The sequence below is a fragment of the Zhurongbacter thermophilus genome (assembly GCF_026184435.1).
In the GTDB taxonomy this organism is placed as follows: Bacteria; Coprothermobacterota; Coprothermobacteria; order Coprothermobacterales; family JAADFF01; genus JAADFF01.
In genome coordinates, this window is record NZ_CP046447.1 from 363,031 (window position 1) to 388,255 (window position 25,225).

The following is a 25,225-nucleotide window of genomic DNA, read 5'->3' on the forward strand; positions in this document are numbered from 1 at the left end:
GCCTTATGGATATAAAGATTGTAGATACGACACTACGAGATGGACAGCAATCACTGTTGGCAACACGTATGACAACAGACGAAATCATGGAGGTGGCTCCAATACTTGATAAAGCTGGCTTTTATTCTATGGAAGTATGGGGAGGAGCTACATTTGATGCACCGCTGAGGTATCTTGGTGAAAACCCATGGGAAAGACTTGATGCCATACGCTCTGCTCTGAAAAATACAAAGATACAGATGCTCCTAAGGGGGCAAAATCTTGTGGGATATCGCCATTATGCAGACGATGTTGTAGAGCTCTTTATAAAGACCGTTAAGAAGCATGGTATGGATATTGTTAGAATCTTTGATGCCCTCAATGATGTGAGAAATATGGAAAAATCTATAGAAGTTGCCAAAGATGAGGGTATGCATGTCCAAGTAGCCTTATCATATACAGTGTCTCCTGTTCATACGATAGATTACTATGTTTCTCTTGCAGAAAAAGTCAAGAAACTGGGAGCTGATTCTATAGCCATAAAAGATATGGCAGGTATCTTGCTGCCCAGACAGGGAATACAGCTAGCCCGAGCTATCAAGGAAGCTACAGATCTTCCTGTTGAACTTCATACACATTCTACAGGTGGGGTAGGACCAACTCTTATCTATGAAGCTGTTGTTTCTGGGAATGTTGATATTGTTGATACTGGTGTATCGCCTCTGGCTATGGGAACAGCTCAGCCTTCCATTCAGACGCTTTACTATATGCTGAAAGATGCAGATATAGAGCTTGACATCAATATAGAAGCTATACATGAGGCATCAAAGATTATCAAGGAAATTGTCCAGAAGCATAATCCCCCTGCTAAGGTATACATGATGGATCCGATGGTACTAAAGCATCAGGTGCCTGGGGGTATGCTTTCCAATCTCATAGCCCAGCTAAAGGCTATGAATGCAGAAGATAAGCTGGAAGAGGTGCTTGAAGAGGTGCCTCGTGTAAGGAAAGACTTGGGTTATCCTCCGCTGGTTACACCTATGAGCCAGATCGTAGGAACTCAAGCTGTTTTGAATGTTCTCAAGGGTGAACGATATGCAATGATTACTAAGGAACTAGAAAACTATATTAAAGGACTCTATGGTAAACCTCCAGCTCCTATAAATCCGGAGCTTGTCCAGAAGGTACTGGGTGATGAGAAGCCAATAGATGTAAGACCAGCGGATCTTCTTGAACCAGAGCTACCAAAGGCACGAAAACTGGGAGCTCCTTATATAGAGAGTGATGAAGATTTACTTATTGTTGCACTATTTCCCGAGCAAGGTTTAGAGTATTTAAGGAGAAGAGCCATGAAAAAGTACGGTGTTGATGAGGAGCTTGTTATATATGATGAAGATGTTGTCGTATATCCTGTCCCATAGTTAATGCATATACACAAATGTATCTGGCTATGATACAATAAGCTATAGAGAAGTTTATGGAGGTGAACATTATGTCAGATTTTAGACCAATGTATCCAGAAAAAGTGGAAGATCCTGATATCAAGAATTTGCTGACAAGGCTTAGACAGGTTGTTGATCCAGAAATAGGTCTCAACATAGTAGATCTTGGGCTTATATACAACATCGAGCTTGATAAAGAAAACGGCGAGGCCACCATTACGATGACACTCACCGTTCCCGGTTGTCCCTTGTCTCAGTGGCTTGTTGAACAGGTTCGAATGGTTGCCATGGCTACAGAAGGTATTAACAAAGCGGATGTAAAACTTGTATTTGATCCACCGTGGACACCTGACTTTGTTAATAAAGAAGCATTAGGCATGAAATAGTGCTTTGACAACGATATAACCTAAAAATATTCCTAAGATTCCCATAATGCCAGGTAAGACGGTGGGAGCTGGTACCTCTAGTTTCAATAGGGCAAAGATGGCTCCCACCGCGAATCCTGTCCCCAGTGCCATAAGATTATCTTTTACACTTCCCATGTATTTGGCAAGTTCCATGAAGAACTCTTTCATATTTCTTCCTCCTTTCTATGTTTATTGAAGGGTATCTATGATACCATATTTATAGATATATGAGGGAATGAAAGGGGGTAGTGGCCTTGGAAAGACAGGTAGTTGTCTTTAAATTAGGAGAGAAGGAGTATGCAATTGATATTTTAGAAGTACAGGAGATTCAGCGTTACATAGAACCCACAGAGGTGCCTAATGCACCATCATTTGTTAAGGGTATCATCAATCTCAGAGGTGAAATTATTCCAATCTTTGACATCAACGAACGTTTTGGGAAGCCCCCTGTACAGATAGACGAAGGAACTAAGATTATAATTGTCATGGTTGGTGATCGAAAGGCTGGCTTTATTGTCAATGATGTTCATGAAGTGCTCCGTATCTCTACAGATATGATTTCCCAAGTCCCTGATACTATAGGTGGTAGGGTTAGGGAGTTTCTTAAAGGTGTCATCAAGTATCAGGATAGACTCATACTGTGGATAGATGTCGAAAAGCTATTCTCAGAGGAAGAAAAAGAGGCTTTAGCTCAAATCTAGTGTTTTTTATTGTCTTTGGCGAAGGGAGAGGGGAATATGGTGGCATATGTCCTTGCTTATGGTGAGCTTTTTGTTTCTACAGCTTTGTTTTTTTATTGGGTAACACAATATGAAGTATCTGCTATGCTTCTTGCAGGTCTCCTAATGGCTACAGTATATGGACTTGCCTCTGTATTGTGGATGCACTATAGAAAAGATAAAAACTTGTATAGAGATATCTTGATTCCTGTTATGGGCTTTTTTACAATATCTCAGGCTTTCCTATTTAAAGATTCTATATTAGGATGGTATTTCTACATTGTATTATCTCTATTGGCGGCGTTTATATTTAAAGGATGGTTCAGTAAAAGGGAAATAAAAAAGGCTCTGATGGTTTTGCTGCCTGTAGTGCTTCTTATGATGTATCAGGTATATTTACTCTTTTCATCTATTGCACAGCAGGGAGGATTGTTACAGGGTCAAATATGGCATAACTTCAGTGTGGTTAAGAGTACGATCGAGGGGATGGCATTGCACCCTGAATATCAATTTATAGCTGCTACAGTTGCCTTGGTATTTATTGCATTTGGGGTGTTTCCGTTTTCATGGCTTCGGGATAAAGATTATATAGTTATTGGCCCTGCATTTGGATATGTGGCATATGCTCTTGTTTACAGACTTCTTGTTAACGCATCGTATTCATTGCCGGATAATTTTTCCCATTTGTCTATTCTATTCCTTATGGTTTTGGGAGCTTTGGTTGTTATGTCATTTAACCTAAGTAAGTTTTATTCTGTATATGCTCTTGTTCCTATATATGCCATATCTCTTACAACAGGAAAAATAGACTTTGAAGGATTTTTCGTATGGGCATTTTTCCTCTTTATTATTGCCATGTCAATTACTCCTACAATGGATAGTCGTTGGGCCCTGTGGCATATGGCCGGTGGTCCATTGGGCATGGCTTTTTGGGGTATATGGATGGTAATGCTTAGTTTATACGGTATGGGATTTCACCTTGATTGGTGGCTCATGCTCTTGTTCTGGTTGGCAATGCTCAGTGAATTTACACGTATACGTATGAAGGATATGAATATTACAGATGAAATGGTGTTGCAGTGGATGGAGAATGCTTCACTGAAGGACATGATAAAATCTTCGATGCCTGGCCTTATTATGTCTTTCCTTTCTATATTCATAGGTTGGTGGGGACTGTATGTTGTCAGTTTTACCCACGGTCCTGTGAGACCATATAACCTGTCTCTTTTATCAATAAAATTACCATTTGGTGATGTTAATACCCCTGTCTCGGCTTTAGTAGTACTAAATATGGTGGTTATAGCCCTTATGTGGTTGGGTATTTGGTACTCTGTGTGGGAGTCATTTGTAGAAAAACAGCGTATCTCCTCCGATGAAATGGTAGGTGATAATCATGAGTAAGATGTTGCTGATGCTTTTTGCTCCTGTGATAGCTACTTTTGTGGGTTTTATTCCTGTTATTATTTTCCACATAAAATATCTTTCCTCAGCTCATGCGTCTTGGTGGAGACCTAATCATAATGCGTATCTTGGTCTTCTTTCTCTTATTACAGCTAATACCTTACTTATTATGGCAGATCCTGATCTACGTATATACAGCGACTTTATAATGTTTATATTATTTTATGCGTTGGGAGTTATGCTTGCTATTCCTCCTAATAAAATGCTTTCACGAAGGATCGCTGGTTTGGGATTATATATCATAGGTGTGACAGCTTATATATCACATTTATACGGTGGTAGAGGTACTGTTCCTGCACTGACATTTAATCAGATGTGGTTATATCAAAATAAAATGGGAATGAACGTTTTTCACTTTTCCTCTGTAATAGCCGTTTATGTGCTTGGTGGTATTGTTCTATTTAGTGGTATAAGATTTGCTATTGGAAGAGACGATATTCTGACGGAGGCATTAATTGTTGCTGGATATAGTCTGTTTGGTGCTTATATGTATTTTGGCGGAAAGTCCCTTTTTGTAATGTTGATATTTGCTCTTATATTTGCTTTCGTTGTTTATGGGCTTAGTGAGCTTGTGGTACTTCTTATCTGGTCATTTACAGGTAGACGCCTTGAAGATTAATGTGACAGTAATAATTGAATGATATTGTTAGCGGGCGGTTATCTGCCCGCTTTATTTTTGTTGTGATCTTCTATAAACTTCGTGAATAAACACCACTCTATATAGGTATATATGTAGTGAAGTTAAAGAAACAAGAAAAAATATGGGAGGTGGTATCTATGAGATACTATGACTTTACTGAGGGGGCCATCTGGGCGATTGAGGCAGCACCCAAGGTGGCTAAGCAGATGGGCCATAAGCAGATAATGCCAGTCCATCTTTTAATAGCACTTGCTGCTAATGAGAATACTTTTGCTGCCCAGGTATTAAAGTTGTTTGATGTAGATGCTGATAGCATCGTTAGAAAGGTAGACGAAAAGCTTGGAACCTCTGAAACAGAGGTATCTGTAATGTCTTACTCTCCAAGCTTTAAGAGCACATTGGAGAGGGCAAGAAAAGAGGCAGGTAGCCTTGGTGTAGGATATGTTGGTACTGAGCATTTACTCCTTGCTGCTATTGCTGAAGATGCATTGGTGCAGGAGATTATGGCTGAGCTTGGTGTGTATTATGAGGATCTCAAGAAGCTTATCTATCTTATTTATACAGGAGAGTCTCCAGAGGTTGCCGTCAAGCATCTGAGAGAGACAGGGGCAAAACCTACATCTTCTAAGAAACAGGGTGCAGGTAAAAGAGGTAAGAAAAAAGGTAGCATTCTTGAAGAGTTTGCCAGGGATCTAACAGAGCTTGCCAAAGAGGGTAAATTGGACCCGGTTATAGGTAGAGAGAAAGAGATTAGAAGAGTTATGCAGATTCTTTCTCGTAGAACAAAGAATAACCCTGTGCTGATAGGTGAGCCTGGTGTTGGTAAAACTGCTATTGTTGAGGGACTTGCTCAGCGTATTGCCGAAGGTCTTGTTCCTGACATCTTGAAAAATAAGAGAATTGTGCAGCTTGATATGGGGGCTCTTGTTGCCGGTACCAAGTATCGTGGTGAGTTTGAAGAGAGATTAAAGAAGGTTATTGAAGAGCTTATTGAAGATAAGGATACTATAGTGTTTATCGATGAGATACATACTATCGTAGGCGCTGGTGCAGCAGAGGGTTCTATGGATGCTGCCAACATGCTAAAGCCTGCATTGGCCAGAGGTGAGCTTCAGCTAATAGGTGCTACAACACTCGATGAATACAGAAAATATATCGAAAAAGATGCGGCACTCGAAAGAAGACTTCAGCCGGTATTTGTCCCAGAGCCAACACCTGAGCAGGCCATTGAAATTCTTAGAGGTCTAAGAGATAGATTTGAGGCACATCACAAAGTTAAGATTACCGATGAGGCTATTGTTGCAGCTGTGACATTGTCCGATAAGTATATCCAGGGTAGATATTTGCCTGATAAGGCTATAGATTTGCTTGATGAGGCATGTGCTGCTAAAAAGCTTGAGGTGTTTACCGAGCCAGAAGACCTTTCAGCTATGGAAAAAGAGCTTGAGAAAGTTCGTAGAGAAAAAGAGGCCGCTGCTAAGGCTCAGGATTATGAGCGTGCTGCTAATCTGAAGAAGGAAGAAGAGAGATTGGCTGAGGAGATTGAAAAGCTGAAAGAGGAGTGGCAGAAGAAGAGAGCCGAGTCTGCTGTTCAGGTTACTGCAGAAGATGTAGCTAAAGTTGTTGCCGATTGGACTGGTATACCTGTAACACAGCTGATGGAGGAAGAAATTCAGAAGCTTCTGAGAATGGAAGAGGCACTACATGAGCGTGTTGTTGGTCAGGATCATGCTATAGAGGCAATTGCTCAGGCTATACGCAGGGCAAGAGCAGGGCTTAAAGATCCACACAGGCCAATAGGTTCATTCCTGTTCCTTGGTCCTACTGGTGTGGGTAAGACAGAGCTTGCTAAGGCACTGGCTGAGTTCCTATTTGGTGACGAGGATGCACTCCTTAGAATTGACATGTCTGAGTTCCAGGAGAAGCATACAGTATCTAGGCTTGTTGGTTCTCCTCCCGGTTATGTTGGACATGAGGAAGGTGGCCAGCTAACAGAGCCTGTCAGAAGAAGACCATACAGGGTTATACTCTTTGATGAGATAGAGAAGGCACATCCTGATGTATGGAATATACTCTTGCAGATACTTGATGACGGTAGGCTAACTGATGCTAAAGGTCGTACTGTTGACTTCTCTAATACTGTTATTATCATGACATCTAATATTGGTAGCCATTATTTTGCCGACTATCTCAAGGCTATGAAAGAAGGCCGTAAGCCATCTATGGATCTTGATAAGATTAAAGAACTCGTTCTGGAGGAGCTGAGAAGACACTTTAGACCTGAGCTGCTTAACCGTATTGATGAGATCATCGTATTTGATCCGTTAAGCCATGAACAGATGTTGGCCATAGTAGATATCTTTGTGAGGAAGCTCAGGAGACTTCTCAGGGCTCAGAGAATAGAGATCGAGTTCACAGATAGGGCTAAGGAATGGCTTGCAAAGAAGGGCTTTGATCCTGAGTATGGTGCCAGACCACTGAGAAGGATATTCCAGAGATATGTTGAAAATAGAATTGCTGAAGAAATACTGCACGGTAACTTCGCACCAGGTGATACTATTATCGTCGATGTAGATGAAGAGGCAGATACCATAGTGTTGAAGAAGAAAGCATCTGAGGAAAATAGTGGTTCTGATGAGCAGAAAGAACATAAAGAAGATAAGAGTGAATAAACTCTGAATAACATAAAAGATTAGCGGGCCCATCATGGGGCCCGCTTTTTTCATGGTAAGGAGGGATGGAGTCCTTACCGTAGTTTAGCTGCAATGTCTTTTACTGCATCTTTATATTCTACTCCAGCTATTCCTTTTTCTACTGCTATCTTTGCTACGCGTATGGCAACATGGTAATATACATGTTTTTCATCCATGCGTGGAATAATCCTATCTGGCCGTGGCTTTTTTACTTCATCTGCTAAAGCGTACACGGCTTCTTTCTTCATACTAGCGGTTATCTTGTTTGCTCTGGCAGATAATGTGCCTCTAAAGAGACTGGGAAATACCAGAGAGTTGTTTAGCTGATTGGAAAAGTCAGACCTACCTGTGGCTGTGATGTATGCTCCTGCTTTTATGGCATCTTCAGGATATATCTCTGGTACAGGATTTGATACTGCAAATACGATAGGTTTATCTGCCATCTTTTTTATATGTTCTAGCCTGATGGCACCAGGTGAAGAAGCACCTATAATGGCGTCTGCTCCATCTACTACTTCATCTAGTGTATGACCTTGGCCGGATGACAGGTTTGCAATTTGACTTTTTACAGGATTTTCTCTTATGTCTGATCTATCTAAAGATATAACACCTTTTCTATCGATAAATATGATATTTTTGGTGGGCAAATTCATATCGCTCCATAGGAGGGCAAATCCTAAACCAGCAGAACCGCTACCAACAAATACAACTTTCATCTGCTCTATAGGTTTACCAACTACTCTTGATGCGTTAATAAGGCCTGCCATGAGTACTATGGCGGTACCTTCCATGTCATCGTGGAAGACAGGTATATCTATATTCTGAAGTGCCTGCCAAGCAAGAAAAGCATCAGGTTGAGATATATCTTCAAGATTTATACCACTGACAGATGGTTTTAGTGCGTTGATAAATGCCACAATTTCTTTGTATGAAGGGGCATTAATAGATAGTGGATACGCATCAACACCACCTAGCACCTTAAAGAGTAGTGATTTACCTTCCATGACCGGATGTCCAGCTTCTGGTCCAATGTTACCTAGTCCCAATATGCGGCTACCATTGGTAACAATTGCTATAGTGTTACCAACAGATGTGAGGTTATATTTTTCACTCTGATCCTCCGCTATAGCCCTGCATGCATCTGCTACATAAGGGGTATATAAGTAGGCAAAATCTTCATATGTAATATGTGGAATTTTGGGGGTGATAGAGACCTTGCCCTTATAGGCACGGTGTATGCCTAGGGCAAGGTCTCTATGGATATTATTACTCATCTTTTTTGGTTTCTCCCTTCAGCGCAGATAAATATTTCAGAACAAGTTTTCCAGCTAGGGCTGATGGATACAGTAAATACATATGGCTTTTCAGAGGTGTATCGTCTACAATAACATTGAATCTTACAGTGGCTATTTTTCCACCGTTAAAAGATTGTACTAGCTCTTCTAATACCTCTTTGGTTAATCCTTTAGGTAGGGGTTTAAATTCAGGAGTGGTTACCTCAATGAAGGAGCCAGTAAGCTCTGTCAAGGCACGGGCCGATGCTCCCATCATCTGATTCATAGCTTCCTGCAGTGCAGATATAAGCATGGGATCATCAACTGAAGAGACCTCCATACCAAACTGGCCAAGCATGAGGTTAGCTAGAAGAAGCGCCTGTTCTTCCTTAAGGAGAAGCATAGAAGAGCCATTAAAATCCCCCTTATATCCTACGGTAATGAGAACAGAAGGTTCTTCAGGATGTTGGACTGCAGGCAAAGTTCCAAGCCACACCTCAGGTGTGGTTATATGTATGGTTTTTCCTATCATTTGGCTAAGAGCCGTTGCTGCGTTGCCCATAGCAATATTTCCAATTTCTCCTAGTAGGTCAAGAAGCATTTCGTCCATCAATGCCATGGAAATCACCTCCTTCTGAATAACCCCAATATACCGCCGTGTTTTTTAGCTTTTTTAGGCGTTAAATCCACCTGTATCGTTCCGAATAAGTATGCTGCAAGCATAGAAAATACAGTAGTTGTTTGTTCATCGAGTGAAAGCCTCACATACAGTACGTCATAATCGTCAATACCATCTGTTAAGGATTCTCTAAATGTAATGACACCATTGCTCATAAATTGATGAAAGCCTGAGGTAATAGGAATTTCTGAGAAGAAGAAAATCTCATCGTCTGAAATCTTGTCGCTATCTTCTTTGTAAAGAAGTATCTTTGCACCATTGATACCTGCTTTGAGTAAAACTCCCTCTATATCCTCATCGCCGCCTTTATAGGAAACAAGTACTGGTATAGTCATATCGATGAAATTTTTCTGTTCAACAAGTTCACTTACGGGTATAAGTTCCAAATGTGGTGAGTCAGGATATATAAACATTTGATCTCCGTCAAGTATAATACCTGTTTTGCCTTTGCCGTAGAAATTTTCTAATCTGGTATTAACATTAGCCCATATTATATCAGCAGGCTTGGATGAACGCATGAATTTTTTTCCGAGATCAACTTGTAATGTTAGATATTCTTCTGCTATTTCGGTAATAAATCCTCTGAAACTGAATCTTAGCTCATCTTCTTTGTCTGATCTGGTTTGCACAATAAGAATGTCTCCACTAGATACCGCTTCTCTCCACGGGACACCCACATTTAATCACTCCTCTTTTGGTGTCTTAGTATTTCTATAGTATTCTTTAGATTGTTTTTCATTTCATTGATGGCATTTACTATGAGTTTGATATCGTTGTTATATGGATAATCCAGATCTTCTCTAAGGTCTCCCTGTCCCATTCTAAGAATTTTACGCTCCAGCTCAATAAGGGGATCAAATATTCTGCTAAGCATGATATACGATAGAATTGCAGCAATGATAATGAGAAGAATGACAAATATGATAAAGAAGTTTCTTGTTTTATTAATAGATGCTGAGATTTCCTGTACAGGTTGAAGCCATATATCTTTATTGATAGCGGATACGATTTTCCATGGAGTTCCTGGTATCGAAGCTACTTTAATACGCAGGTTGTGATCAAAAAGACTTATGTCAGTTATTTCTCCGTCTGTAGCTGCTTTTATTATTTCGTATGATTGTTCTAGTTGCTTTTTATCTATTTCGGTTAATTTCAACTCTTTTTCATATTTCATTTTCATTTCTCTTGCTTTATCACCATACGCATGTAAGAAGTCCAGATTTAAAGGTAATCCATTATATCTTTTGTCAGGAGCGGCAAGAAGTATAGGGGCATGAACTTTATCGTCTTTGGGGATATACACAAGAAAGAAGAAGGAAGAGTATTTGTCTTTATTTTTAATTGCAGAGAGTTCAGATATTTTTGATATCTGATCTAAAGAAAGGTAAAGTCCTATTACACCTAAAATATTGTTACCGTCTTTGATTGGGTAACCTATAGCCACTTCCATTTGACCAGTATCTTGATTCAGAAACGGAGGTGAAAATGTAAGGGTTCCAGTGTTTAGTGCTTCTTCATACCATGGTTCTGTTCGTATATCACTAACATATTCGGATCTTGGAGGATACACAAAAGAGAATTCCCCTGTTGTTTTAACAATGGCTATCTGACTAACAGCTCCTTCAAGGACTTTAGCATAATTCTGGACAATGTGATTTAGCTGTTCTGAGTATGTTTGAACTTGTTCTTGTGCAGCTTTACTTGACATTTGAGAAAAAACATCGATTTTCTGGAGAGCATATTTAGCCTTATCTTCCATTGATTTGATAGGTACTAGTGCAATATTTTCGAGCCACGCCCTGATAGCACCTGAAAAACCTTCACTCATACTATTTAATGTGCCTTGTACCGTTTCTTCTGTGACGTTGGTTAGCAAGTTTTTATTTTTATTCATCTCCATTAAAGAAAAAACACCTACGGGTACGGATGATAATAAGATAAATAGGATAACAATAAGGGTGATTTGCTTTTTAAGCTTTCCTTTCATAAGGAGGCACCTCCTAAGTTGTATTATTCTTTATAGAGTAATTCTAACATGCAAGGAGGGACTTAAGGTGAAGATATTTATGTCAACAGACATTGAAGGATTATCTGGTATCCCATCATGGGAATGGTGGAAAAACAATATTAAAGGTACGACAGAGATTCTTATTAGGCACATTCTTCCTGTTATAGATGTGATAAAGGAATATGATAGTGAAGCGGAAGTTGTTATTGTTGATAGCCATAGTAAGGGAGAGAATATGTCGGTTTTAGATTTCCCAGAAGAGTATAGTCATGTTTTTCTTATAAGTGGTTTTCCCCGTAAAGATTATATGATGAGTGGCTTTGATGGAACTTATGATGGTGTGATATTTGTTGGATATCATTCTCTTGTTGGCGGCGGTGGTGCTATGGATCATACATATTCCTCTTCCAGTATTTACAATATTCGCGTTAATGGTGAACCTGTAGGTGAAACAACAATTAATGCCGCTTTTGCAGGTGAATTTGGTGTTCCGGTTATCCTTGTTGTGGGGCAAAAGGAGATGCAGTGGGAGATGGAGAAATATCTTCCCGATACAGTATTTGTTCCTGTTCAAGAGGCAGTAGGGCGTTTTGCAACTAAGAATTCTCTGCTACATGAGGTGGCCCGTAATATTCAGATAGGAACTCAGGAAGCTATAGATAAATTGCAAAATGGTTCGATAAGACCATTTACATTTTCATCTCCCATAGAGGTAGAGATTGATTGGTTATCTTCTTCTATTGCCGATATTGTATCTCAAATGCCTATAATGGAAAGAATATCGCCTCGTACCACACGCTACACAGTTGACACCTGGGTAGAAGGTTTCCGTTGGCTTCTGTCTGCAGTTTATATGAGTTATTTGGGGCAGAGGTGAGTTTATGCCTAGAGGGTTTAGAAATCTTGTGAGAATGAAACCCAATTGGCATGTGTTAATATTTCCATTTGATGTGGATAATGTCAGGGAGATATATGGACTTTTAGGTGGAAAAGGTTCTATTACATGTTTGGTGGTTCCTGATGATGTTGATGAGTATAAGCGACAGCTATCGTATCTCCCTTATGGAGGTCCGTCTACGTTTGTACTTCCTAGAGGAGCCTTAAAATCTTTAGATGGGTATTTTCATACTGCTATATTTTTAATTCCTATAGATAAATTTTCTCGTCCTGAAGAGGTGTTGTTTGATATCTACAGATTACTTCATTGGCACGGATATGTTCAAGTTATCCATTTTATAGCCGGTGGCAAAGAAGACATCTGGACACAGTCTCCTGATAGCTATAGTATCAAGGTAGCGGCACTTTTGAAAAAGACGGGTTTTATGTTGTCCGATGCCAGAGCTCTTGAAATTGCCGATGGTATATGGGTAAAAGTAGAGGGGGTAAAAAGGGATAGTTTGTCAGATGAAGACATAGCATATTAATAGTGTATAATTCAATATGCCTACCTGTAGGTAGATAGTGTTGTGGTATGCAAAGAAAATGTTAACATAGGGAAAGGAGGATAGGGCTATGAAGAGAACATATCAGCCACATAACCGTAGAAGGGCTCGTACACATGGCTTTATGGCAAGAATGAGCACACGAGGTGGAAGAAGAGTTTTGAAGAGAAGAAGACAGAAGGGGCGTTGGAGACTTACACCATCTTATCGTAAGGTGTAAGATGTGGGAATACCACGGAAGTATAGGCTTACATCAGGTAGATTGTTTGGTGAAGTGTATAAAAGGGGGAAGATGCTAAAATCTCCCTTATTTGTTGTATATTATTTGCCTATAGAAGATGGGCCAAAGATCGGAATAGTTGTTTCTAAAAAATTTGGGAAGGCCGTGAGGAGAAATAGACTAAAGAGGCAGATAAGGGAGATAGTAAGGGGGCATCTTCCCCATTTACAAGACGCGGTTGTTATTTTACCTCGTATGAAGGTTAAAGATGTTTCGTTTCAGGAGATGAAGCATGTTTTAGATAATATGCTTGAGCAGGTAGGCAGGGGGGACAGTAGTGAAGTATCTGAGTATTCTAAGTAAGAAAATCGTTATAGGCATTTTGATGTTCATTCATGCTTTTTTGCATTTGTTTTCTCAAGGGCCGGTATGCAGGCATATACCAACATGTTCTGCATATACGGTGGAGGCTATAGAAAAGCATGGTGTGATAGTAGGGGGATATTTGGCACTGAAGAGGATATTACGGTGTCACCCATGGGGTACATGGGGTTATGATCCAGTACCTGAGAAAATACAACTCAAGTTTTTTATCAGCGATAAGTAGGAGGGATATATAAATGGCTACAGAAACTGTAAGCAGTAGTGCTACCATGGCAACGAAAACTGTGGGAAGCACACAGACAGTAGCAGCTACAACAGCTACGACAGCTACTCAACCATTAAAGGGTATTACTGGCGCTATTGCCATGTTTTTTATGTGGGTTTTGGATTTCTTGTATAGATTTGTTCCATACTATCCCGTGGATATTATGCTTCTTACACTAATAGTGAAGATACTTATGTTTCCGTTTACATATCAACAGATACGTTCTAGTGTTATGATGGCTAAGATTCAGCCTCTTGTGAAGCAGATACAGGAAAAGTATAAAGAAGATAAGAATAAACAGGGCGAGGAATTGATGAAACTATACAAAGAGTACAATGTCAATCCACTGGCCGGATGTCTTGTGCTTATTTTTCAGCTTCCTATATTCTGGGGATTGTATAAGGCTCTTCTAAACTACCATCTGTATAATCCCAATTTTAATGGAGTATCTTTTCTATGGGTGCCTGATATCTCTAAACCAGATCCAACGTGGGCAACTGCTATTATCGTTGCCATAGCGACATATTTCCAGTTTAAACTCAGTCAAACTCCAACGTCTGATCCTAAAACACAATCTCAGATGAAAATGATGATGATTATGATGCCTCTGTTATTTGCTTGGATTGCTATGAAAATGCCTGTTGGTGTGGCTATTTATTGGGTAACGTTCGCATTTTTAGGTGTTATTGAAAACAGAGTAGTTAGATATATGGTAGAGAAAGAGCTTGATAAGAAGGGCTTTAATCAGAAGGTTGTTTAATACTGTGGGGGGTGAACACTGTGGGAGATATGATATTTACAGGAGCAAGTGTTGATGAAGCGGTAGCGTCTGCAAAAAGCGTGCTTGGAGAGCACTTTGAATATGAAATAGTTGAGGAAAAAAAGGGGTTGTTGGGTAAGGTTGTAAAAATTAGGGCTTGGAGACCAGTTCCATCTGTTATTGTCAAAAAACTTCTTGAGGATATTATGAAAGCTGCTGGTAAAGAGGCAACCATCTATGTAGATGAATATGATGAGGGTGAAATACATGTTCGTATAGATGGTGAAGATCTTGCTGGCTTTATTGGTAAACATGGTAAATTTCTTGATACATTTGAGCATTTTATAGATCAGGTTATTAGACTCCGTTTTGATAAGCCTGTTAGGCTTGATATAGATATCATGGGCTATAAGGCCCGTAGAGCAGAAAAGCTATTATCTATGATAGAGAAAAAAATACAGTATATGGAGTCTCGTAGACTGAGAAGCATAAAGCTAAATCCTATGCCCCGTTGGGAAAGGAAAATTGTACATAAGCTTGTACAGGAACATTTCCCATCTTATACCACACGCTCATTTGGAGAAGAACCTAATAGGAGGATAGAGATAAAGAGGGTTGGCTGATATGTCTGATATTATTGTTGCCCTTTCAACCCCTCCCGGCGTTGGTGCTATTCATGTTATACGCCTCTCTGGGAGGGGTTCTTTTTTACTGGCAGAAAAGGTTATCAATAAGAAAATCCCTCCTCATGGAGTTATGAGGCTGGCTAATATTTATGATGATGAGGGAGATATAATAGATAAAGTCCTAATTGTCGCTTTTTATTCCCCTCGTTCCTATACAGGGGAGGATATGGTAGAGTTTCATATTCATGGTAATCCCGTTATTGCCTCTGCTTTGATATCACGTCTCATATCAATGGGTGCTCGTCTTGCAGAGCCGGGTGAATTTACCAAGAGAGCTCTTCTTTCAGGTAAGATGTCTCTTTCTCAAGTAGAGGCTCTCCATGAGGTTATATATGGTAAAAATATTGAGTCTATCAAAGCGGCAACACGCAGTGCGGCCGGTGAATATGAGAGGGAAATCAAAGCTATTTATGATGACATATTATCTTTGGCCTCGGCTATGAGGGCTGATGTTGATTATCCTGAAGATGTGGAATTGGAAGAATATGGATTCGATGACAGAAAAAAGCAATTTCTTGAAATTATGGATGATATCTTGGAGAAGCTAACCATTTTATACAAGCGTATAGAAATAGGGCAAAAATTGGCAAGAGGATACAAGATTGTTCTTGTTGGGGCACCTAATGTTGGTAAGTCATCTCTTCTTAATGCACTATTGGGATATGAAAGGGCTATTGTATCTGATATTCCTGGAACAACACGTGATTTTGTAGAGGCTATGCACATGATAGGGCATGTACCAGTATCCCTTGTTGATGTTGCCGGTATCAGACAAACTGTAGATAAGGTTGAAAAAATTGGTGTTGATAAAGCCAAGCAACTTGCCAAAGAGGCAGATTTGCTTATATGGGTTGTTGATGGTAGCAAGGCACTTGCAGAAGATGATTTAAGGGTATGGCATGAGTTTGGGGAAAATATACGACTTATAGCTGTAAATAAAATAGATATGGTAAATGATGTGGAAAAAGCTCTTTTGCAGTTTAAAGAATATGGGCCACCTGTTATCGGTGTATCAGCCAAGACTGGTAAAGGTATAGATGAACTTGTAAATTCAATATCGGATATTCTTAGTCAACATGAACATTCTCCTCTTTATATGTCTGGTAGGGTTATGTCTCATGTTCACGAGGCTTTACAATATATGGAAGAGGCACGAAACCTTGTTGAAACAAATATGCCTGAAATAGCATCTATAGATATTGAAAGGGCGGCAAGACATGTTGGTGCTATTTTAGGACGAGCGGATGTATCTGAAGATGTGTTAGATAAATTGTTTTCTACATTTTGTGTAGGGAAGTAGGTGGGGAAAGATGAGTTTGCGTATTGTTGTAGATGGGGATGCCGATATACCTCCTCAACTTGAGAATGAGGTAGCTTATGTGCCGCAGTATGTTATCTATGATGGTGTTAGTTATAAAGCTACTAAAGAGCTTATCTTGCATAAGATGGAATCCATGCTTGATCCGGGTAAGCTGTCTACGAGCATGCCTTCAGCCCAGGACTTTGTAGATGCTCTTAAAGAGTTGGATTATCCTGCTTTAGCCATCCATGTTAGTAGTGGAATCAGTAGCACTTATCAATCCATTAAAACGGCAGCGGAGACTGTTGGAGTTTTAGATAAACTTTATATGTTTGATACGAAAACAGCTGCCTCGGGAATAGGAGTATATGTATATCTAGCGTATGAACTCCTTAAACAAGGTGCTACCGCCAGGGAAGTGTACGATACCCTTGTGAAACTTCGTGATAATAGAAGGGAAAAAACCTATGCTTTGGTTGGCGATGTACGTTTTGCACTTCATGGGGGCAGAGTTAGGGGGATTGCTGCGGCTGCAGCTAAGGCCATGCATTTTATGGTTGTTGTTTCCCCAGACGAAGAGGGATACATACAAGCTATTTATAAAACTATGGGGCGAAGAAAGGCTATTAGATATGTCCTTGAAAGGGCAAGACAGTCTTTAAAAGATGCAGAAAGTCCTATTGTTGGAATATCCCATGCATGGGCTGATAAAGATGCCAGTATGATAGCGGAGACGCTTCGTAAAGAGCGTCCAGATGCTTCTATTTTTGTAACATACATGAATCCTACATTGGTAGCCCATGGTGGGAAGGGCACATTGGCAGTTTCAGTACTTGATGCCAATGTGTGAATAGTAATAATTTAGGGGGGATGCGGAGTGCTATCTATTGTTGTTGATGGTACAGCAGATGTGCCGCCACATTTGAAAGATGTTATTACTACTGTACCGTTATATGTGGTGTTTAGGGGGAAAAGTCATAAGGCAACAGAAGAGCTACTTTCTGGTGAAATAGAGCATATGCTCGTACCCGGAGAAATATCTACTAGTATGCCTACAGCATATGACTTTATGGAAGTTTTTCGGGCTTTACCTAAGCCTATACTGGTTGTACATGTTAGTAAAAATATCAGCGGTACATACCGTGCAATTTATGCCGCTATTGACGAATTAGGGTATGAACAAGAGGTTATTCCCTTTGATACGCTTACTGCCGGTACAGGTATTGGACTTTACGCTTGGCTTGCCCATGAACTAGATAAGAATGGTAAGTCGATTGAGGAAATTATTTCGATATTAACAGAAATTAGAGATAATCGGAAAGAGCATACGTACGCCGTTGTTGGTGATGTTAGATTTACCCTTAGTGGTGGACGTGTTTCCGGTCTTGCTGGAATGGCTGCTAGAGCTATGCGTATTATGATTACTATATCACCTGATGAGACGGGTACTTTAAAGGTCATTGGTAAATCATTTGGTAGAAAAAAAGCACTAAGATTGCTTCGTAAGCATATGGCAGAAGCAATAGAGAGTGCCAAGAAGCCTCTTGTGGGCATATCCCACGCATGGTGTGATGAAGATGCACATCTGCTTAAAGATTATCTTCATGCACTTAGACCTGATGCCAAATTCTTTCTTACTACCATTAATGCAACGCTTATAGCACATGGTGGTAAGGGGACAATTGCTGCCTCCGTTCTTGATGCCTATCCCTACCTGTGATACTTTTCTCATGCACCTTCGTATACATGTGTGGAGGTGGTAAATATGAAGGGCAAAAAGTGGTTGGTTATTACTGTAGTAGTAGGACTTTTTATGTTTGCATTAGGTGGCTATTGGGCTTTATCGTCTCAAAATGTTAGTGCTGATGTGTCGTGTACATCTACTACGGCAAGAGTTTCTGTTATTGGAGTAGCCAAACAAGATGTGACACCAGATAGAGCTGTGCTTACTGTCAATATTGTTGGTGAGGATAAAGATGCAAATAAGGCAATGGAGATTATGAAGGACAATGCAAAGTATGTTATCGATATTGCCAAGGAGTATACAGAAGATAAGTATATTACTACCACAGGACTTAGTCTTAGACAAACAGGACATTGGGAGAAGGATAAATATATTTACGATAAGTTTGTAGCTTCTGAGGTCATAAAAATCGATGTACCTGTTGATAAAGTAGGTGAGCTTGCCGGAAAAATAACGGCTAATAGAGCCGAAAATGTGAGACTCTCTGGTATTTCTTTCTATTACACAAAGGCAGATGAGGTAAGGAAGAACCTTTTGGAAAAAGCCATTCTTGATGCTAAAGATAATGCTATCCGCTTAGTGAAACCACTTGGAGCAGAACATATATCGCTTGTTTCTGTTTCTTATGGTGGTTATACACCTGTTGATAATGGAATTCGATATGCCACTGTAGAAAAAGGCGGATCTGAAAATGTACCTATATCTGCTGGCTCTCAGACTATTTCTGTTCATGTTAGTGCTGTATTCGAGTCTGGCCCTGTGTGTACTGCTATTGATAAGTAAGGCGATACATATGCAATTACAAAAAGGGGCGCATATGTGCCCCTTTTTGTTTTGTTTGGTGTTATTCTATATTAAGTAAGGAGGGTGATAAAGTGGACTTTAAACAGGGTGTCTTTCAAAGGTTTGCTGCTGGGGAGTGGCTTGTTTATCATTTTTCTTGTGACTTAGAGTCTATTTATGGTGACGGAATATGGAGTGAGGTTAAGTTCTTTTCTATAAAACATGCAAAGCGAATTACAGATATTATTGTTTCTATGGGGATAAGACCTCTGCCACCTAGTATGTGGCATTTATATAGTCCTGCGCCCCCTATAAAGTGGTATGATTCTTTATCAGATGAGAAAGTTGCGTTTGATGAATTATATGAGGTGGTTGTAGGGTTTTCGGAATTTTATGCCAGGGCAATTAATCGATATCAATTTAATGAAGATTTTCTCATTAGACATAAGGAAGATTGGGATAAGGTAAAAAAGAGAATGCGTAATCTCATGGGGAGGTGAAGAGTGTGGTAATCTGTGTAACACTAAATCCGGCTATTGATGCCTATCTTGAGGTGAAAAAATTGATTCCGGGTTCTTTTCATAGAACCGAAAAAGAAATATATAGTCCCGGTGGTAAGGGTTTTATTGCTGCTGAAATTCTCATGAAGCTGGGTTATAGCGATGTACTTTCTACCGGCTTGCTTGCAGGTAGAAACGGTCTGGCATGGGAAGATTCTGCAACTCAGAGGGGAGTGCCTGGTTCCTATGTCTATATTCATAACGGCAATACCCGTAGAAATATCCAGATTGTTGATCTTACAGAGAGTACTGTCACAAGTATTGGTACTAAGGGTCCTGAAGCATCGCCTCAGGATATAGAAAAGTTGAAAAAGAGGCTAAGACCTCATCTCGGTAGGGCAGAGTGGATATTGTTTGGAGGTTCTTTGCCTAGTGGTTTATCTCCTGATACATACTATGAGCTAATTAAATATTTTAACGGACTTGGTAAGAAGACAGTTATCAATGCCACTATCGAATATCTTCCTCGAGCTGCCGATGCTATTCCATTTATGCTTGTTGAAGATCCTAAAGAGGGAGAAGAGCACTTTGGGGATATAGAGGTTCATTCACTTGAAGATGAAATCAAACTGGCCAAATCCTTAATGGATAGAGGTATTCAGGTTGTTAGTTTGTCATGGCAGGTTATTCATAATGTCATTGGTATATATGGCAATGTCTACCATGTGCATCTTGTTGATCCTCACATATTCTCAGTTGTTGGTGCAAACAGTGCTCTTACTGCTGGTCTTATTCATGCCATTATTTCTGGTATGGAAGGTCCCGATATAGCTAAGCATGCCGTGGCAACAGCTTATGCTGTGGCAACCAAGCTGGAGCCCGATATTGATGGTATTGTTCAGGTACAGAAAGTGTACGAGTATGTAGAAGTTGAGAAGGTACTCTAAGGGGGTGAGTATAGTGCTTGTAAAAGACATATACATTAGAGACCTAACAGCAATTACCGATGATATGACTGTCAGAGAGGCTATCGAAATACTTTATACACATCGTCTACCGGGTGTTCCTTTGGTTGACGAGGATTTCAGGGTTATAGGTTATGTTAGTGGTTCATCAATATCCGATGTCATTATTCCGGATTATGTTAAAAGGCTGGTTAGTACTTCTTATTTTCCTGATATAGGTATATTGGCCAAAGAATTGGCAAGCATTATGGATAGCCCTGTTAGTGAGGTAAAGAAGTGGACTCCGGTTGTAGAAGAAGAAGATACAGACCTTACAGCCTTAAAGCTTATGCTTGAGCATCATAGAAATGTACTACCTGTTGTTGATGAGGAAAATAGACTTCGTGGCGTTATTACGAAGGAGGCTATACTATCGGCCATTGTTCATATGATTGATAATGAGACGAATCAAGAAGAGGAAGAGAAATAAGCTTAATTTCTAGCAAGGGTTGGGGAGGGAACTACCATGCATATAACATTTACCGTTGCTGTAATTGCACTTTTTGCCCTAGTTTATGTTTTCTTGATGACTGATATCAGACATAGAACAGCTGTGGCTATGCTTGGTGCTGCCGCCACCATTTTTGTGGCAGAGGTGTTTTATGGTAATACAGAGGATTTCTGGTCTTTTATAGATTTTGAAACGCTTGCCCTGCTTATGGGCATGATGATTATAGTGGGTATCTTAGCCCATAGTGGATTCTTTGAATATCTTGGTGTTAGAACACTTCAGTTGTCGAAAGGAGACCCTGTAAAATTTTTCTTTGGTATGTTCTTTCTTACGGCATTTACATCGGCATTCCTCGATAATGTTACTACTGTTCTTCTTATGACCCCTCTTGTTTTATATGTTACTGCAATTCTTGAGATAGACCCTATGCCGTTTTTACTTGGTGAAATTATGGCATCTAATATTGGTGGTACGGCAACCCTTATTGGTGATCCTCCAAACATTATGATTGGTACAGGTGCAGGATTGTCTTTTATTCAATTTATAAAGTATGAAACTCCCATTAGTATCCTCAATGTCATTATGGCAGCGTTCTTTATATATTTCATATTCAAGGATAAATTTACACTTAAGCATCCTGATGGAGTAGAGGAAAAGATAAAAGGGTTTGAACCTGATAAGGCTATAAAGAACAGATATCTTATGCGTGCAGGACTTGCCATATTGTTATTTGTTATTGTTCTATTTTTCGTTTCCGATATTATAGGGGTTTCGGAGGCAGTGGTTGCCTTGCTTGGTGGTTCTTTAGCACTGTTCCTTGTTATAGATCATGAGACGGTTGAGAAGGTTGTTATGCAGGTAGAGTGGACGACCCTTCTATTTTTTATGTCTTTGTTTATCATCGTTGGATATTTAGACTCTACAGGCGTGCTAGATATGGTAGCCCAGTGGATGGTTAAGGTGAGTGGTGGAGACAAAGTTGTTCTCGTTATGGTTATATTATGGGGTTCTGCCGTTATTAGTGCGTTTGTTGATAATATTCCCTTTACTGCCACGATGATACCGGTTATAAGTTCTCTAATTGCAAGAGATCCATCCCTCAATACCCACAATGTACTATGGTGGGCACTGTCTATGGGAGCATGTCTTGGCGGTAATGGTACTGTTATTGGTGCTTCTGCTAATGTTGTCGTTAGTGGTATTGCTAAGAAAAATGGTATAGATATCAATTTCAAGAATTATGCTAAAGTAGGAGCTCCTGTAACAATATTTATACTGATTATTAGTAGTGTGTATTTGTATTTCCTGGCTACCTTGTAAGAAGTGGATACATTTCTTATTAAAAGAGGGGAGGTTTGTGCCTCCCCTTTCTGTGTTTTGTGGGTAAGTGATATTATCGCTTGGCTGTGATATCCCACCATTTAATGTCATCTTGAGATATAAATATACGATTGATGGTAGGTGTTGCTGTATCAAGATGTATTTCTCCAATGGTGTAGGAGTAAATGGTCTTTTCTTTAATTGCTCCTATGCCAAATATCTTGCCATCTACAATGCGTAGATCAGAGTATCTAACTCCTGATGCTGTTTGCACCAATGAGCCGTCAAGGTTATAGATTTTGATTGTTGCTTTGCCTATCTTGAATCCCCATACAAGGAGTTTTTGACTACTGTTATCAACCCATAATCCTTCTGATGGCACTGTTTTTAATGGATATGTGAGAGATAAAGAACCTGTGCTTGAGTTAAATACCCATACACCACTTTTACCCAGTAAATAGACAGTGTGTGTATTACTATCAATATAGGCCACTTTGTAAGGTGGATGTATACCCTGTGAGATAACTGCGTCGAAATCTCCATTCTCCTTATACTTGGAAATGATTTTTTCGTTTCCTTTAGCATCTCTATATACCAGTGCCTCATCAGGGGCTCCGTTTGAACCAACGTATACTATACTTCCATCATCTCCGATGGCGGCGATCCATTTTATGGAGTCATAAAGTTTACCCTTGTTAATAAGAGAAATATTGAGTTTCGTGGGGTTTTTAAGAATATTGTCAGTGTCCAATATGATGAACAGGTTATTACCTGTTGCTATACCATCTGGCCAAACATGGATTGCCAGTTTTTTTCTTCCGGGGGAAATAAGCATGCCAATCATTGTGCCAAATTGGTCTGGGGTAATAAGCTTCACCGTCCTGTCGGTTTTTATGTTTTTGTATATCAGTTCAGGATTATCCATTTGTGCTGTTTGACGGAGATAGACAAATGCTTCTTGATTGAGAAGTAAGCCATAAAGCCCGTCGTCTATTTTCTTGATTGTATTGCCGTATACATAGTACATGGGACTTGTTAATTTGCCGGGAACATCAAGTGTAATGAACATGGCATATGGTGAAGGGTTAGCCAAATCTGCGGTAGGAATACTGGAACATGATACGAGTAAGAAAGATATGGCTATTAGCAAGATGATAGCTTTTATTGTATGTTTCATATTCTCACCTCCTGCTGTTTATTTTACATTACCTGTAGCCCTTTGCTTAGGTATAATTTATATAGATACTATTTAGGGAGGTAGCCGTGAAACTACGATGGAATAATGTGGTTGATAAAGACGATGTGCTTCTTGTGACATTTGTTTTAGATGGAATAGAATACACGATTCTTGGTGTTGTTCAGAGAAAAACAGCTATAGAGATTGATATAAAACTCTTTAATCCACCTCTTACAGATATCCCTGATGGTACTGAGGCGTATGTTATTGTTTCTAAACCTACAGGTTCTTATTTGTTCAATGGCTTTATTCGCTTATATATCTTGTCTCAAGGCCTAATGGTACTTGTTCCTGTTGGTTCTGTAGTTTATTGGGACAGGAGGAAAATGAAGCGCTTCAATGTAAGACTTCGTACAGAAATAGCATGGGGCGATAGAGATGAAGAGTTTGTGGCGATGCTTGAAGATATGAACGTTTTTGGTGCCAAGGTGAGTATTAGCAAAGAGCAGTTTATATTCTGGAATGTTGGTTTTGAAGAACCTCTTGGTAAAGAGGGGATGCTGTTTATTGTCGTTCCTTACAAAGGCGAAATTGTATCATTTGTGGTGAGATTTTTTGTGAAATGGGTAAGACAAACAGATAAAGATGTATATATGGGACTGGAATTCATCATTTCCAATGATGACGTTAAGCAGTATCTTGAATATTTCTCTCGCATACTATTTTGAGTTGCTTCTAGGGGGGTATGTACCGTGATAGATTATGTGCCATGGCGTAATATTATGCTTCCTGATTCTATTATTGTCATGAAGAGTGCTGGTAGAGATGGTGGTATGACTGTTGGTCTTATTGATAAGGTGGGAAGAAAAACGGTTGGTATCAAGCTTCTTTCAGATTGGGATATAGGTAGTAATCAGATAGATATATCTGTTGCAACAGATAGCGGTTTGTATTCTATTCCCGCGGAAGTAAAAAAGGTTAATCTTGTTGATGGAGGTGGTTATGTTACATTGATACCTCTTTCACAAGCGGCAAAGATTGATAAACGCAAGGCAGAGAGATATTCTATAGCTCTTCCTGTACTGTTTAAGCCTGTTGGTGGCGATACCTTTTATGAAGGTATTATGGATGATATATCATGGGCTGGATGTCGAATTATTTGGTCTTCGCCTGATGATATACATCTTGGTAAGATTATCTTGCGTATCAAAGTTGGTAAAAAGGTAGAAGATATATTAGGTCGAGTTGTTTGGCGGAGAAGAGGTGAGGAAAAAGACATCTTAGGTGTGGAGTTCTTAGAACACACATCTAAGTTATTTCGAGTTTTTTCTGATATAGTAGAAACGGAAAACAAATAATTTGGAGGGGTGAAAATGGACGGTTTGCCACGATCAGATGTGGGACATGTTTTGGGGCTCTTGGAAATACTGTTAGATGAAAATGGAGTAATGGATGCGTATAAATTGTCAACAGAAGAACATTTGTCTCTTGATGAAATCTTAGCTATCATAGAAACTGCTAAGTCGTTTGGCTTTGTAAGAGTTGAAAAGGGAGATGTTATCCTTACAGAACTAGGCAAGAGATTTGCAGAGGCAGACCTACAGACGCGAAAAAAAATACTTAGGGAAGTATTGGAGAATCATCCAGTTTACCAGAAGATATTGTCTGTTCTTAGGGGGGTGCCCGATAACTGTATAGATAGAGAGGAATTTGATAAATTGATAAGCTCCGATCTTACGGAAGAAGAGGAAGATATCATTAGTAAAAATGTTCTTGATTGGGGACGTTTTGCTGAAATCATATGGTATGACGGCGACGAAGATGAAGTATGCCTTGAAACAGAAGAGGATGAACAGCCGTGAAGAATGATGATAAACCGTCAGGGAG

At 39.7% G+C, this 25,225-nt stretch carries 30 protein-coding genes; 24 read left to right on the forward strand and 6 right to left on the reverse strand.

The window, feature by feature from the left end; genetic code table 11:
• Positions 1 to 5 precede the first annotated feature (5 nt).
• Positions 6 to 1,400 carry a pyruvate carboxylase subunit B gene (locus GM182_RS01580; protein WP_449186852.1) on the forward strand — a complete coding sequence of 465 codons (1,395 nt, stop codon included), beginning with the start codon at positions 6 to 8 and terminating at the stop codon, positions 1,398 to 1,400.
• Positions 1,401 to 1,471: 71 nt separating this feature from the next.
• A complete protein-coding gene (locus GM182_RS01585; RefSeq protein ID WP_449186853.1) occupies positions 1,472 to 1,807 on the forward strand; it encodes a metal-sulfur cluster assembly factor in 336 nt (111 codons plus the stop codon).
• On the opposite strand, the gene GM182_RS01590 is transcribed toward GM182_RS01585, so the two are convergent.
• The gene (locus GM182_RS01590) at positions 1,793 to 1,996 is read right to left on the reverse strand and encodes a XapX domain-containing protein (RefSeq protein ID WP_449186854.1); all 204 of its coding nucleotides are present in this window, start codon (positions 1,994 to 1,996) and stop codon (positions 1,793 to 1,795) included. The two genes, GM182_RS01585 and GM182_RS01590, sit on opposite strands and share 15 nt — an antisense overlap.
• Before the next feature lie 86 nt (positions 1,997 to 2,082).
• On the opposite strand from GM182_RS01590, the gene GM182_RS01595 reads away from it, so the two are divergent.
• From GM182_RS01595 to GM182_RS01610, 4 genes are all read left to right on the forward strand, one after another.
• Positions 2,083 to 2,529 carry a chemotaxis protein CheW gene (locus GM182_RS01595; RefSeq protein WP_449186855.1) on the forward strand — a complete coding sequence of 149 codons (447 nt, stop codon included), beginning with the start codon at positions 2,083 to 2,085 and terminating at the stop codon, positions 2,527 to 2,529.
• A gap of 36 nt (positions 2,530 to 2,565) precedes the next feature.
• Complete coding sequence (locus tag GM182_RS01600) at positions 2,566 to 3,948, forward strand: hypothetical protein (RefSeq protein WP_449186856.1); 1,383 nt, start codon at positions 2,566 to 2,568, stop codon at positions 3,946 to 3,948.
• Positions 3,941 to 4,627 (forward strand): hypothetical protein, encoded by a 687-nt coding sequence (locus tag GM182_RS01605; protein ID WP_449186857.1) that lies wholly within the window; start codon positions 3,941 to 3,943, stop codon positions 4,625 to 4,627. The genes GM182_RS01600 and GM182_RS01605 overlap by 8 nt, the downstream gene beginning before the upstream one ends.
• A gap of 158 nt (positions 4,628 to 4,785) precedes the next feature.
• Positions 4,786 to 7,320 (forward strand): ATP-dependent Clp protease ATP-binding subunit, encoded by a 2,535-nt coding sequence (locus tag GM182_RS01610; RefSeq protein ID WP_449186858.1) that lies wholly within the window; start codon positions 4,786 to 4,788, stop codon positions 7,318 to 7,320.
• 74 nt (positions 7,321 to 7,394) lie between these two features.
• On the opposite strand, the gene GM182_RS01615 is transcribed toward GM182_RS01610, so the two are convergent.
• The 4 genes from GM182_RS01615 to GM182_RS01630 are packed head-to-tail and all read right to left on the reverse strand — an operon-like array spanning position 7,395 to position 11,170.
• Complete coding sequence (locus GM182_RS01615; RefSeq protein ID WP_449186859.1) at positions 7,395 to 8,615, reverse strand: NAD(P)-dependent malic enzyme; 1,221 nt, start codon at positions 8,613 to 8,615, stop codon at positions 7,395 to 7,397.
• Positions 8,608 to 9,234, reverse strand: coding sequence for a chemotaxis protein CheC (locus GM182_RS01620; RefSeq protein ID WP_449186860.1), 627 nt, complete (start codon positions 9,232 to 9,234; stop codon positions 8,608 to 8,610). Before GM182_RS01620 ends, GM182_RS01615 begins: the two co-directional genes overlap by 8 nt.
• A 5-nt stretch (positions 9,235 to 9,239) precedes the next feature.
• Entirely contained in the window at positions 9,240 to 9,971 is a 732-nt protein-coding gene (locus GM182_RS01625; RefSeq protein ID WP_449186861.1) for a hypothetical protein, read from the reverse strand.
• A 2-nt stretch (positions 9,972 to 9,973) separates the two neighbouring features.
• Positions 9,974 to 11,170: a cache domain-containing protein gene (locus GM182_RS01630; RefSeq protein ID WP_449186862.1), complete on the reverse strand. Its 1,197-nt coding sequence runs from the start codon at positions 11,168 to 11,170 to the stop codon at positions 9,974 to 9,976.
• A gap of 178 nt (positions 11,171 to 11,348) precedes the next feature.
• On the opposite strand from GM182_RS01630, the gene GM182_RS01635 reads away from it, so the two are divergent.
• From GM182_RS01635 to GM182_RS01705, 15 genes are all read left to right on the forward strand, one after another.
• Positions 11,349 to 12,179, forward strand: coding sequence for a M55 family metallopeptidase (locus GM182_RS01635; RefSeq protein WP_449186863.1), 831 nt, complete (start codon positions 11,349 to 11,351; stop codon positions 12,177 to 12,179).
• A gap of 4 nt (positions 12,180 to 12,183) precedes the next feature.
• Entirely contained in the window at positions 12,184 to 12,726 is a 543-nt protein-coding gene (locus tag GM182_RS01640; protein ID WP_449186864.1) for a hypothetical protein, read from the forward strand.
• Positions 12,727 to 12,814: 88 nt separating this feature from the next.
• Positions 12,815 to 12,964 carry a 50S ribosomal protein L34 gene (rpmH, locus tag GM182_RS01645; protein ID WP_449186865.1) on the forward strand — a complete coding sequence of 50 codons (150 nt, stop codon included), beginning with the start codon at positions 12,815 to 12,817 and terminating at the stop codon, positions 12,962 to 12,964.
• Between the two features lie 3 nt (positions 12,965 to 12,967).
• On the forward strand, positions 12,968 to 13,327 hold the full coding sequence (rnpA, locus tag GM182_RS01650; RefSeq protein WP_449186866.1) for a ribonuclease P protein component: 360 nt from the start codon (positions 12,968 to 12,970) through the stop codon (positions 13,325 to 13,327).
• Positions 13,328 to 13,331: 4 nt separating this feature from the next.
• Positions 13,332 to 13,571: a membrane protein insertion efficiency factor YidD gene (yidD, locus tag GM182_RS01655; RefSeq protein WP_494324944.1), complete on the forward strand. Its 240-nt coding sequence runs from the start codon at positions 13,332 to 13,334 to the stop codon at positions 13,569 to 13,571.
• A 13-nt stretch (positions 13,572 to 13,584) separates the two neighbouring features.
• Positions 13,585 to 14,373 (forward strand): YidC/Oxa1 family membrane protein insertase, encoded by a 789-nt coding sequence (locus tag GM182_RS01660; RefSeq protein ID WP_449186867.1) that lies wholly within the window; start codon positions 13,585 to 13,587, stop codon positions 14,371 to 14,373.
• A gap of 29 nt (positions 14,374 to 14,402) precedes the next feature.
• Complete coding sequence (locus GM182_RS01665) at positions 14,403 to 14,996, forward strand: Jag family protein (RefSeq protein ID WP_449187267.1); 594 nt, start codon at positions 14,403 to 14,405, stop codon at positions 14,994 to 14,996.
• A 1-nt stretch (position 14,997) separates the two neighbouring features.
• Complete coding sequence (mnmE, locus tag GM182_RS01670; RefSeq protein WP_449186868.1) at positions 14,998 to 16,359, forward strand: tRNA uridine-5-carboxymethylaminomethyl(34) synthesis GTPase MnmE; 1,362 nt, start codon at positions 14,998 to 15,000, stop codon at positions 16,357 to 16,359.
• A 10-nt stretch (positions 16,360 to 16,369) separates the two neighbouring features.
• Positions 16,370 to 17,209: a DegV family protein gene (locus GM182_RS01675; protein ID WP_449186869.1), complete on the forward strand. Its 840-nt coding sequence runs from the start codon at positions 16,370 to 16,372 to the stop codon at positions 17,207 to 17,209.
• A gap of 27 nt (positions 17,210 to 17,236) precedes the next feature.
• A complete protein-coding gene (locus GM182_RS01680; RefSeq protein ID WP_449186870.1) occupies positions 17,237 to 18,079 on the forward strand; it encodes a DegV family protein in 843 nt (280 codons plus the stop codon).
• Positions 18,080 to 18,124: 45 nt separating this feature from the next.
• On the forward strand, positions 18,125 to 18,886 hold the full coding sequence (locus GM182_RS01685) for an SIMPL domain-containing protein (RefSeq protein WP_449186871.1): 762 nt from the start codon (positions 18,125 to 18,127) through the stop codon (positions 18,884 to 18,886).
• Positions 18,887 to 18,978: 92 nt separating this feature from the next.
• Entirely contained in the window at positions 18,979 to 19,386 is a 408-nt protein-coding gene (locus GM182_RS01690) for a hypothetical protein (protein WP_449186872.1), read from the forward strand.
• A gap of 5 nt (positions 19,387 to 19,391) precedes the next feature.
• Positions 19,392 to 20,333, forward strand: a complete 942-nt coding sequence (locus GM182_RS01695) for a 1-phosphofructokinase family hexose kinase (protein ID WP_449186873.1) — start codon at positions 19,392 to 19,394, stop codon at positions 20,331 to 20,333.
• A gap of 13 nt (positions 20,334 to 20,346) precedes the next feature.
• Positions 20,347 to 20,820, forward strand: coding sequence for a CBS domain-containing protein (locus GM182_RS01700; RefSeq protein WP_449186874.1), 474 nt, complete (start codon positions 20,347 to 20,349; stop codon positions 20,818 to 20,820).
• A gap of 36 nt (positions 20,821 to 20,856) precedes the next feature.
• Positions 20,857 to 22,161 carry an ArsB/NhaD family transporter gene (locus tag GM182_RS01705; RefSeq protein WP_449186875.1) on the forward strand — a complete coding sequence of 435 codons (1,305 nt, stop codon included), beginning with the start codon at positions 20,857 to 20,859 and terminating at the stop codon, positions 22,159 to 22,161.
• A 73-nt stretch (positions 22,162 to 22,234) separates the two neighbouring features.
• On the opposite strand, the gene GM182_RS01710 is transcribed toward GM182_RS01705, so the two are convergent.
• On the reverse strand, positions 22,235 to 23,338 hold the full coding sequence (locus GM182_RS01710) for a hypothetical protein (protein WP_449186876.1): 1,104 nt from the start codon (positions 23,336 to 23,338) through the stop codon (positions 22,235 to 22,237).
• An 86-nt stretch (positions 23,339 to 23,424) separates the two neighbouring features.
• On the opposite strand from GM182_RS01710, the gene GM182_RS01715 reads away from it, so the two are divergent.
• The 3 genes from GM182_RS01715 to GM182_RS01725 are packed head-to-tail and all read left to right on the forward strand — an operon-like array spanning position 23,425 to position 25,200.
• The gene (locus GM182_RS01715) at positions 23,425 to 24,066 is read left to right on the forward strand and encodes a hypothetical protein (protein WP_449186877.1); all 642 of its coding nucleotides are present in this window, start codon (positions 23,425 to 23,427) and stop codon (positions 24,064 to 24,066) included.
• Positions 24,067 to 24,090: 24 nt separating this feature from the next.
• The gene (locus GM182_RS01720) at positions 24,091 to 24,696 is read left to right on the forward strand and encodes a PilZ domain-containing protein (RefSeq protein WP_449186878.1); all 606 of its coding nucleotides are present in this window, start codon (positions 24,091 to 24,093) and stop codon (positions 24,694 to 24,696) included.
• Positions 24,697 to 24,711: 15 nt separating this feature from the next.
• A complete protein-coding gene (locus GM182_RS01725) occupies positions 24,712 to 25,200 on the forward strand; it encodes an AAA-associated domain-containing protein (RefSeq protein ID WP_449186879.1) in 489 nt (162 codons plus the stop codon).
• Positions 25,201 to 25,225 lie beyond the last annotated feature (25 nt).

What these genes read in the sequence shown, in the direction of transcription:
- GM182_RS01580 (WP_449186852.1), top strand. Translation starts at nt 6, where the DNA reads ATGGATATAAAGATTGTAGATACGACACTACGAGATGGACAGCAATCA.
- GM182_RS01585 (WP_449186853.1), top strand. Translation starts at nt 1,472, where the DNA reads ATGTCAGATTTTAGACCAATGTATCCAGAAAAAGTGGAAGATCCTGAT.
- GM182_RS01590 (WP_449186854.1), bottom strand. Translation starts at nt 1,996, where the DNA reads ATGAAAGAGTTCTTCATGGAACTTGCCAAATACATGGGAAGTGTAAAA.
- GM182_RS01600 (WP_449186856.1), top strand. Translation starts at nt 2,566, where the DNA reads ATGGTGGCATATGTCCTTGCTTATGGTGAGCTTTTTGTTTCTACAGCT.
- GM182_RS01605 (WP_449186857.1), top strand. Translation starts at nt 3,941, where the DNA reads ATGAGTAAGATGTTGCTGATGCTTTTTGCTCCTGTGATAGCTACTTTT.
- GM182_RS01610 (WP_449186858.1), top strand. Translation starts at nt 4,786, where the DNA reads ATGAGATACTATGACTTTACTGAGGGGGCCATCTGGGCGATTGAGGCA.
- GM182_RS01615 (WP_449186859.1), bottom strand. Translation starts at nt 8,615, where the DNA reads ATGAGTAATAATATCCATAGAGACCTTGCCCTAGGCATACACCGTGCC.
- GM182_RS01620 (WP_449186860.1), bottom strand. Translation starts at nt 9,234, where the DNA reads ATGGCATTGATGGACGAAATGCTTCTTGACCTACTAGGAGAAATTGGA.
- GM182_RS01640 (WP_449186864.1), top strand. Translation starts at nt 12,184, where the DNA reads ATGCCTAGAGGGTTTAGAAATCTTGTGAGAATGAAACCCAATTGGCAT.
- rpmH (WP_449186865.1), top strand. Translation starts at nt 12,815, where the DNA reads ATGAAGAGAACATATCAGCCACATAACCGTAGAAGGGCTCGTACACAT.
- GM182_RS01660 (WP_449186867.1), top strand. Translation starts at nt 13,585, where the DNA reads ATGGCTACAGAAACTGTAAGCAGTAGTGCTACCATGGCAACGAAAACT.
- GM182_RS01665 (WP_449187267.1), top strand. Translation starts at nt 14,403, where the DNA reads ATGATATTTACAGGAGCAAGTGTTGATGAAGCGGTAGCGTCTGCAAAA.
- mnmE (WP_449186868.1), top strand. Translation starts at nt 14,998, where the DNA reads ATGTCTGATATTATTGTTGCCCTTTCAACCCCTCCCGGCGTTGGTGCT.
- GM182_RS01675 (WP_449186869.1), top strand. Translation starts at nt 16,370, where the DNA reads ATGAGTTTGCGTATTGTTGTAGATGGGGATGCCGATATACCTCCTCAA.
- GM182_RS01685 (WP_449186871.1), top strand. Translation starts at nt 18,125, where the DNA reads ATGAAGGGCAAAAAGTGGTTGGTTATTACTGTAGTAGTAGGACTTTTT.
- GM182_RS01705 (WP_449186875.1), top strand. Translation starts at nt 20,857, where the DNA reads ATGCATATAACATTTACCGTTGCTGTAATTGCACTTTTTGCCCTAGTT.
- GM182_RS01710 (WP_449186876.1), bottom strand. Translation starts at nt 23,338, where the DNA reads ATGAAACATACAATAAAAGCTATCATCTTGCTAATAGCCATATCTTTC.
- GM182_RS01725 (WP_449186879.1), top strand. Translation starts at nt 24,712, where the DNA reads ATGGACGGTTTGCCACGATCAGATGTGGGACATGTTTTGGGGCTCTTG.